Annotated in this window: 2 protein-coding genes; both read left to right on the top strand. The window is 69.0% G+C overall.

Annotated elements, in window-relative coordinates; translation table 11 throughout:
* Positions 1–195 (top strand): multidrug efflux SMR transporter (locus tag LQV45_RS30820; protein WP_230011084.1); only part of this gene is annotated, 195 nt, incomplete at its 5' end.
* A gap of 129 nt (positions 196–324) precedes the next feature.
* Positions 325–1,629, top strand: a 1,305-nt coding sequence (locus tag LQV45_RS30815; protein ID WP_230011081.1) for a hypothetical protein, incomplete at its 3' end; no start/stop codon positions are given.

The following is a 1,629-nucleotide window of genomic DNA, read 5'->3' as shown; positions in this document are numbered from 1 at the left end:
GGCGGGCTGGCGTGGGCCGTGCGGGAGATCCCGACCGGGACAGCGTACGCCGTGTGGGTGGGGATCGGCGCCGCGCTCACCGTGGGGTGGGCGATGGTCGGGGGAGCCGAGCCCGTCTCGGTGGTGAAGATCCTGCTGATCCTCGGGCTCGTGGGGTGCGTGGTGGGCCTGAAGGTCGTCAGTGACGCTCACTGATCAGGCATTTCCTGAAAGTCAACCGGGAGGAACGTACGTATTGATCCGGTACGATCTGCCCCACATGCACTTGTCCGGGCCGGACACCGTCGTCAGCAGCCCACTTCTCCCCACCGTGAAAGGTTCCGAGTGAGCGCACCGCCGAGCGAGCTGGTCCCCACCGTACGACCGGCCCCCACCGACGACCGCCTCGCCCCGCTGCGGGAGCGCGGTCGCCGGCTGCTCGACTCGCGCCCCGGGCGCGCGCTCCAGCAGTACGGACGCGACGTCCTGCGCAAGCCTCAGGGCGTCGAGCCGATCGAGCGTGGCGCGTTCGTCCGCGTGCTGCTCCTGTGGGCCATCGCCCGCGCGGTGAACTTCGGGCTCCTCTGGGGGTTCTACTCCATCGCGAAGGCGTCGCGCTGGGGCTTCGGGCCCGACAGCGAGCGCCTGGGCACGTTCTGGGACTTCCTCACCGGGTGGGATGCCGACCGCTACGGCCAGATCGCCGCGCAGGGGTATCCCATGTCGCTGCCGATGAACGTCTCCGGCGACATCCTGCCCAACAACTGGGCGTTCCTGCCGGTCTTCCCGTTCCTCGTACGGACGCTCTCCGGCGCCACGGGGCTGGGGTGGCAGCCTGCCGCCGTGCTGATCAGCCTGGCCGCCGGTCTCGGGGCCACCTGGGTGATGTTCCTGCTCCTGCGTACCGTCACGAAGCCCCGCGCCGCCTGGTGGGCCGTGGTGTTCTTCTCGTTCGCGCCGCTGTCCTTCCTGTTCGTGCTCGGGTACAGCGAGGGCCTGTTCATGCTCCTGCTGTTCAGCGGCATGCTGCTGGCCATCAAGCGGAGGTACCTCTCGATCCTTCCGCTCGCGCTCGTCGCCGCCTACACGCGCCCCGGCATCCTCGCGCTCGGGCTCGCTCTCGGCATCGTCTTCCTCGTGCGCTTCTTCCGCCGTCGGGTCGACCCGTTCCCGGTGCGCGAGTGGGCCTCGCTGATGGCGACCGGTCTGACCATCGCGGTGGCCGGTCTGTCCTGGAACCACATCGCGCAGTACATCACCGGCACCCACAACGCCTACATCCGCACCGAGCTCGGATGGTGGCTCGACTACGTCGGCAACGGCGAGTTCACGCCGTTCACGCCGTGGTTCCGTCAGGCGGGCACCCACCTCGGTGTCGTGGGCATCGTGCTGGTCATCGCCCTCATCGTGGCCTTCGCGGCTCTCCTGTGGTCGCGTCCGGTCCGCCGGCTGGGTCTCATGGTGGTCGCGTACGCATTCAGCTACGGCCTCTACATCTTCGCGGTCTTCCTGCCGCAGCAGAGCACGTTCCGTCTGCTGATGCCGATGGCACCGCTCATGGCCGATGACCGCTGGCCGTCCACTTCGCGACGGCGGGCGGCGATCCTGGCCGGATGCCTCGCGCTGCAGGTCGTGGCGATCCTCCTGCTG

This window comes from Microbacterium sp. Bi128 (assembly GCF_918698205.1).
The sequence above is the reverse complement of the archived record's forward strand: the minus strand, read 5'-3'. Positions and strand labels throughout refer to the sequence as shown.